This window comes from Endozoicomonas sp. SESOKO3 (assembly GCF_024606255.1).
This window is the reverse complement of the sequence record NZ_JAHHPR010000656.1, coordinates 1-7,333: the sequence shown is the minus strand read 5'-3', so window position 1 is coordinate 7,333 and position 7,333 is coordinate 1. Positions and strand designations below refer to the sequence as shown.

3 protein-coding genes are annotated in these 7,333 nt (G+C 48.9%); all 3 read left to right on the top strand.

Features of this window, described 5'->3' with window-relative positions:
• Window positions 1-205 precede the first annotated feature (205 nt).
• Entirely contained in the window at window positions 206-2,707 is a 2,502-nt protein-coding gene (locus tag KDK18_RS11515) for a hypothetical protein (RefSeq protein ID WP_257255049.1), read from the top strand.
• A 480-nt stretch (window positions 2,708-3,187) separates the two neighbouring features.
• Window positions 3,188-5,185, top strand: coding sequence for a hypothetical protein (locus tag KDK18_RS11510; protein WP_257255048.1), 1,998 nt, complete (start codon window positions 3,188-3,190; stop codon window positions 5,183-5,185).
• 133 nt (window positions 5,186-5,318) lie between these two features.
• Window positions 5,319-7,333 (top strand): hypothetical protein (locus KDK18_RS11505; RefSeq protein WP_257255047.1); only part of this gene is annotated, 2,015 nt, incomplete at its 3' end.

Below are 7,333 nucleotides of genomic sequence, written 5' to 3'. Positions count from 1 at the left end.
GACCAATTTATTGCAACCGCAGTAGGACAGCCTTAAGTCCGACAGGCTGCTAGCCCTTTCATAAGTTTTTTCCCGGCACCGCCTTCGGCTTTTATCAAAAGGTCTTTGACAGAAAGCAGACTAATTTTCTTGATCTATCATTGCTCTCTAGTCACCAGGATACAGGGATAGAATTATTAAACACTCACTCTTTGCGACATCACTTTTGCTACCACTTTTGCTACTACCGTTTTTTGTCGTTTGTCAGGCAGAACCGCGGACTGAATATTTTATTGTTGAGCTTCAACAAAATAAAATGCTTTCAAACCAGAGCTTTTCTATAAATCCAGTCCTACGTACACTGTCGTTCAGTTCACCTAAAATTACCGACACAAGCGATAATAAAGAACTCGGTTCACCACCCGAATTCAAACAACACAAGACTTACAGTTACGGTGTAAAAGAGACTCTTGTTGAATCGATTTCGTGGCCATCGCTTTACGCCATTCATCTGCTGGTGCGTTACGAACTAATCCGGAGCACTATGGACGCCCCTCTACGCTCCAACCCTTATTCATGGCTATCTGTAGAAGTGATTCTTACCGTCGGTTGGCTTTTAAAAAGCTATTGGAATTTCGACTCAATGTCGTTTAAACCAAAAGAACAACCAAGAGCAGCAACTATGGTGATACAGCGGGGGCAGCCATTTGCCTATATCACTGTGGTGCCTGGCTCTGGACATAGCCAACAACCGCACAAGCCATCAGAACCATCAAGACAGCAGGCCGCGGGAGTTCAAAGCGACCTTACAGGCTCTTTCACCAAATCTCTGGATACTGACTCTGCCGACAATAACGGAGGCTCTCAGCAAACTCTGCATACTTTGAGTTTAAATTGTTTCGTCTTTCCCTGTCATGGTGTTTGTAGTTTCCGACCATCATCCAATAGCAGAGAGCCCGCTGAATGGCCGCCGGATTCTGAAGAAAGTTCGACAGGCAACTATGGATACTCAATCAGTGTAGATGCAATCTCTACAAATGACCCAGCCGAACCAGCCAATTGTCATATGACAATGCGCAGGAATCAGCCTGCCAACTCTGATGAATGGATTATCGTCCATGGGTTACTCAATCTGGGAAACCATAGCCTTTCAGAAGAAACCGGGATTAGCAACACGCCTGTCTATTTCACCAATCCAATGGTGATTCCATCTCCGGGCAGCCTACCTTCCGGAGGAGCTACCTATTGCCAACAGCCCCTGTCGGATCATACAGGTAAAATTCACAGAGGGCAGCAACAAACCTGTGACGTAATCATAGTCGGGGAAGAAGCCCAGCCGAGACCATGCGCAAAGGTCTGTAAGAATGCTGTAGCCCTATCGGTTCACAAAAGCTCATACCACACCGGGCAAAAAATCTGTAACGTGACCCTGATCGGGGAGAATGGTCAGCCGCGGCCGTGCGGGAGGGTCTTTAAGAATGCTAAATCACTGTCGGGTCACAAAAGCAGAAAGCACGTCAGGCAGCGACAAACCTGTCACATGACCTTGGTCATGAAGGATGGGGAGCTGCGGCCATGCGGGAAGGTCTTCCCGAATACTAAAGCCCTTTGGAAACACAAAAACAACGTCCACAACGGGAAACAAATCTGTGACGTGACCTTGGTCGGGAAGGATGGCCGGCAGCAACCATGCAGAAAGGTCTTCGAGAATGCCAAAGGCCTGTCGGATCACAAAAGAAAAATCCACAGTGGAGAAAAACTCTGTGACGTTACCGTGGTCGGGGAAGATGCTCAGCCTCGATCATGCGGGACGGTCTGCAAGAATGCTAAAGGCTTTTCGGATCACAAAAAAAAAGTCCACAGCAGGCAACAAACCTGCCACATAACCGTGATCGGGCAGGATGGCCAGCGGCGACCATGCGGTAAGGCCTGCAAGAATGAACAAGCCCTGTCGTCTCACAAAACCAGAGATCACACTGGGCAAAAAACCTGTGACGTAATAGTAGTCGGAGAGGATGACCAGCTGCGGTCATGCGGGATGGTCTGCAAGAATGCTCAAACCTTGTCAGAGCACAAAAGCAGAAACCACACCGGGCAAAAAACCTGTGACGTAATAGTAGTCGGGGAAGATGGCCAGCCACGGCAATGCGGGATGATCTGTAAGAATGCTAAAAGCTTTTCAGATCACAAACGAAAAGTCCATAGCGGGCAACAAACCTGTGTCCTTACCTTGGTCGGGGAAGATGGTCTGCAGCGACCATGCGCAAAGGTCTTCAGAAATGCTCAAGCCCTGTCGTCTCACAAATGCAAAGAGCACTCCGAGCAAAAAACCTGTAACGTAACTGTGATCGGAGAGGATGACCAGCCGCGACCATGCAGGATAGTCTGCAAGAATACTCAAACCCTGTCAGTGCACAAAAGCAGATGCCACAGCGGGCAACAAACCTGTGTCGTGAACGTAACCGGGAAGGATGGCCAGCTGCGGCCATGCGGCAGGATCTGCATAAGTGCTAGAGCCCTTTATGAGCACAAAAGAAGAAACCACTCCGGACCAAAAACTTGTGACCTAATTGTGACCGGGGAGGATGGCCAACCGCAGCCGTGCAGGATGGTCTGCAAAAATGTCAGAGTCCTGTCGTATCATAAAAAAAGCCATCGAAAACGTAAGTCTGTTGATCCGGAACACGATGATGGTCGCAATCCTAAACAGGGTAAACAGAATAAGTAACGATTTGATCCAGTACATGGGATCAATGAGGTTTCTCCCAGTGTCACCTTCAGTTTTTTACAAAAGATCCTCTGTAGGAGGACAGTTTCGAGACAAAGCTTGATATGAAAGGGTGAAATTGCCAGAAGAGTCGTTGACTGGGTGGCGCCCGAAGGGAACTGGGTTGTCTGTCTGGATCGCACCAAACGGGACTTTGGCCAGTTCAAAATCAACATCATGATGGTCGCTAAGTAGGAGGTCGTCATTTTCGCAAAGGAGGGAATCATTTAGCTTGAGTTCATAAGCTTGCAGTTATACCTGCAGGCGAGTACCCACTCTCCCTTTTATAACAGGATTCTTTACGAAATTGTCTCCTGCAGAGCAAAAGGTCTTTGACAGAAAGCAGACTTATTTTCTTGATCTATCCTTGCTCTCTAGTCACCAGAACACAGGGATAGAAATATTAAACACCCATTCTTTGCGGCATCACTGTTGCCGCTAATGTTGCTACTACTTTTTAGATCTGTCGTTTGTCAGGCCGAAGCGTGGACAGAACGTTTTATTCTCGAGTTTGAAGAGAATGAAGTGTTTCCAGACCAAAGCTTTTCTATCAAGCGTGGCCTGCTCGCATCGCCGGGCACCCCTTCAGACCTTGTCAACACAAGGAACTATGCAGGAATCAGTTCATCGCCTGATGACAAACGACACAAATTTAACAGTTACGGGGTAAAAACGCTCCTTATTGAATCGATTTCGTGGCAATGGCTTTATGCCACTCACTTGCAGGTGTACGAGACGATCCTGGCCACCAAGGACGTTCCTCTCAGCTCCACCCCCTATTCATGGCTACCTGTAGAAGTGGTTGTTGCCATCGGTTGGCTTTTAAACAGCTATTGGAACCCCGATTCACTGTCGTTTAAGCCGATCGAACAACAAGCAGCAACCACTATGCTGACACTGGAGGGGCACTCATTTGCCGCCATCACGATGGTGCATGGCTCCGGACATAACCAACAGCCCTTCCAGCCATCAGAACCCTCTGGGCAACCAACCGCGGGAACCCCCTGCCACCTTACAGGCTCTTTCACTAACCCTCTGAATACTGACTCTGCCGACGGTAACGGAGGCTCTCAGCAAACTCTACATACTTTGGGTTTGAATTGTTTCATCTTTCCCTGTCATGGCGTTTGTAGTTTCCGATCATCATCTGATAGCAGAGAACCCGCTGAATGGCCGCTGAATTCAGAAAAAAGTATGACTGACAACTATAGAGGCGGCAACTATAAAGGAAGAAACTATAGATACTCAATAAGTGCAGGGGCAACCACTGCAACAGACCCAACCGAACCTGCCATTTATGATGTGACAATGCACAGGAACCAGCCTGCCAACTCCGATGACTGGATTATCATCCACAGTTTACTCAGTCTCAGAAGGCATAGCCTTCCGGAAAAAACCGGCATTAGCTTTACGCCTTCGCATTGCCAACAATCCCTGCGGGGTCACACAGGCGAAATTCACAGCAGCCAGCAACAAACCTGCGACGTAACCGTGTTCGAGGAGGATGGTCAGCCTCGACCATGTGGGAAGATCTGCAAGAATGCTGCTGCCCTATCGGTTCACAAAAGCTCATACCACACTGGGCAAAAGCTCTGTGACGCGACCTTTGTCGGGGAGGATGGTCAGCCACGGCTATGTGGGAAAGTCTGCAAAAATGCTAAAGGCTTATCAGATCACAAAAGAAAAGCCCATAGTGGGCAACAAACCTGTAACTTGCCCGTGGTCGGGGAGAATGGCCAGCAGCAGCCATGCGGGTGGGTCTGCAAAAATGCCAAAGTCTTGTCGGATCACAAAAGCAGAAGGCACCCCAGTGAGCATCAAATCTGTAACATAACCGTGGCCGGGAATGACGGCCAACTGCGGCCATGCGGGATGGTCTACAAGAATGTTGTAGCCTTGTCGGATCACAAACGCAAAACCCATGCCGGACCACAAACCTGTTACGTAAACGTTCTCGGAGTGGATGGTAAGCAGCGACCATGCGGGGCAGTCTACAAGAATGCTAAATCCCTGTCGGTTCACAAAAGCAGCTTACACTCCGGGCAAAAAACCTGTGTTATGGCCGTGGTCGGGGATAATGGCCAGCTGCGATCGTGCGGCACAGTTTGCAAAAATGCCCAAGCCCTGCGGGATCACAGAAGAAGAGATCACTCTGAGCAACAAACCTGTGACGTAACCGTGACCACAGAATATGGCGACCAACGGTCATGCGGGAAGGTCTGCAAGAATGCTCAATCTTTGGCGTCTCACAAATACATATGCCACACCGGGCAGTATAACTGTGAAGTGACCGTGGCTGGGGAAGATGGTCAGCTGCGGCCATGCGGGAAGGTCTGCAAGAATAAAAGAACTCTTTGGGATCACAAAAGAACACATCGGAAACGCATCTCTTATCCTGTGAATCAGGATGGTGAACCCAGCCCTAAAAAAGTAAATTGAATAAATAACACCTTTCTTTTCATTAGAATTTTTTCGATGCTACCCTTGGCTTTTAACAAAAGATCATTGACAGATAAAAGACTTATTTTCTTGATCTACCCTGGCTCTACAGAGACCAGAATACAGGGACAGAATGATTGAACACTCACTCTCTGCGGCGACAATGTTTCTGCTAGTGTTGCTGTCTGTCGTCTGTCAGGCTGAACCATGGACAGAATGTTTTATTATCAAGCTTGAACAGAAGGCAGTGTTTCCAAACCTGAGCGTCTCTATAGAACGTGACAGGCATACCCTGCCGGACAATCTTTCGGAGGTTTTCGACACAAACGACTATGCAGGACTGGATTTTCGGTCTGATGACAAACCGAACAGACCCGGCAGTTACGGAGTTAGGCTGCCTGTAGAAGTGGTTGTTGCAGCCAGTTGGCTTTTAGAAAGCGATTTGACTAACGATTTCATGCTGTTTAATCCAATCCAACAACAAGAGGCAACATCTACGCAGACACAGGGGGATCAACCGTTTGCTACCATCACTATGATGCTTCGCTCTGTAGATGACCAACAATCACATCAGCCATCAGAATCATCCAGCCAGCAAGCGCCGGGAGCCCCACAATCTACAGGCTATTTCGCTAACCTTCTCTATTCTGACTATGGCGGCGGTAACAGAGGTCCTCAACAAGCTCTGCACACCCTGGGTTTCAATTGTTTCGTCTCTCCCTGTCGTGGCGTTTGCAGTTTCCGATTATCATCCGGTAGCAGAGAATCCGCTGAATGGCCGCTGAATTCCGCAGAAAGTTCTACAGCCAGCTGTAGACATTTAATTGGCCCGGGGGCAGTCTCTACAACAGACTCAGCCGAACCACCCAATTATGATGTGACAATGCTCGGGAATTTGCCTGCCAACTCTGATGACTGGATTATAATCCACGGGTTACTCAATCTTCGAAGCCATATCCCTCCAGAAAAAACCGGGATTAACTGTACGCTTACCCATTTCAAACGCCCCATGGTGACTTCACCTTTGGGCTGCCTTCCTTCCGGAGGGGCTACCCGTTGTCAAAAAGTCCTGTCGGATCACAAAAGCAGAGAGCACTTCGGACAGCCAACCTGTGACGTGATCGTGGTCGGGAAAGATGCCCAACAGCGGCCATGCGGCAAGGTCTACAGGAATGCTAATAGCCTGATAGCACACAAAAGAATATTCCACAGCGGACAAAGAATCTGTGTCCAAACCGTAACCGGAGGGGATGGCCAGCATCGACCATGCGGGAAAACCTGCAAGAATACTCAAGCTTTGTGGGATCACAAATTAAAAGATCACAGCGGGCAAAAGACCTGCTACGAAACAGTGGTCGGTGCAGATGGCCAACCGCGACCATGCGGGGAGGTATGCAAGAATGCTAAAACATTGTCGTCTCATAAAAGAAGCATCCACACTGGACAACAAACCTGCCACGAAAGCGTGGTCAGGAAGGATGGCCAACAGCAGCCATGCGGAAAGGTCTGCAAGAGTGCTAAAGCCCTATCGGATCACAATAGAAAAGAACACACCGGCCAAAAAATCTGCAATGCAACAGTGGCTGGAAGGGATGGCCAGCAGCAATGCGGAAAGGTCTGCAAGAACGCTAAAGCCCTGTCAGATCACAAAAGAAGCAACCATTCCGGGCCACGAACATGCAACGAAACAGTGGTCGGGCGGGATGGTCAAAAGAAATCATGCGGAGCGGTCTGCAAGAGTGTGAATGCCCTGACGGATCACAAAAAAAGAAACCATAGTGGGCAAAAAATCTGTAACGCGATTGTGGTCGGGGACGATGGTCAGGGACGACCATGTGAGCGGGTCTTAAAAAATGCTCGTTCTCTGTCATGTCACAAAAGCAAATATCACAGCGGACAAAAAACCTCTGATAAGACAGTGAACGAGGAGAGTGGCCAGCGGCTGCCATGCGGACTGGTCTGCAAAAATGCCAACGCCTTGAAAGATCACAAAAAAAGCATCCACAGCGGGCAACAAATCTGTAACCTGCCAGTGATCGGAGAGGATGGTCAGCAGAGGTTATGCAGGGAGGATGGCCTGCTGCGGCCGTTCGGTAAGGCCTTCCAGAATACCCACGCACTGTCCAGGCACAAAAGAACACACCGAAA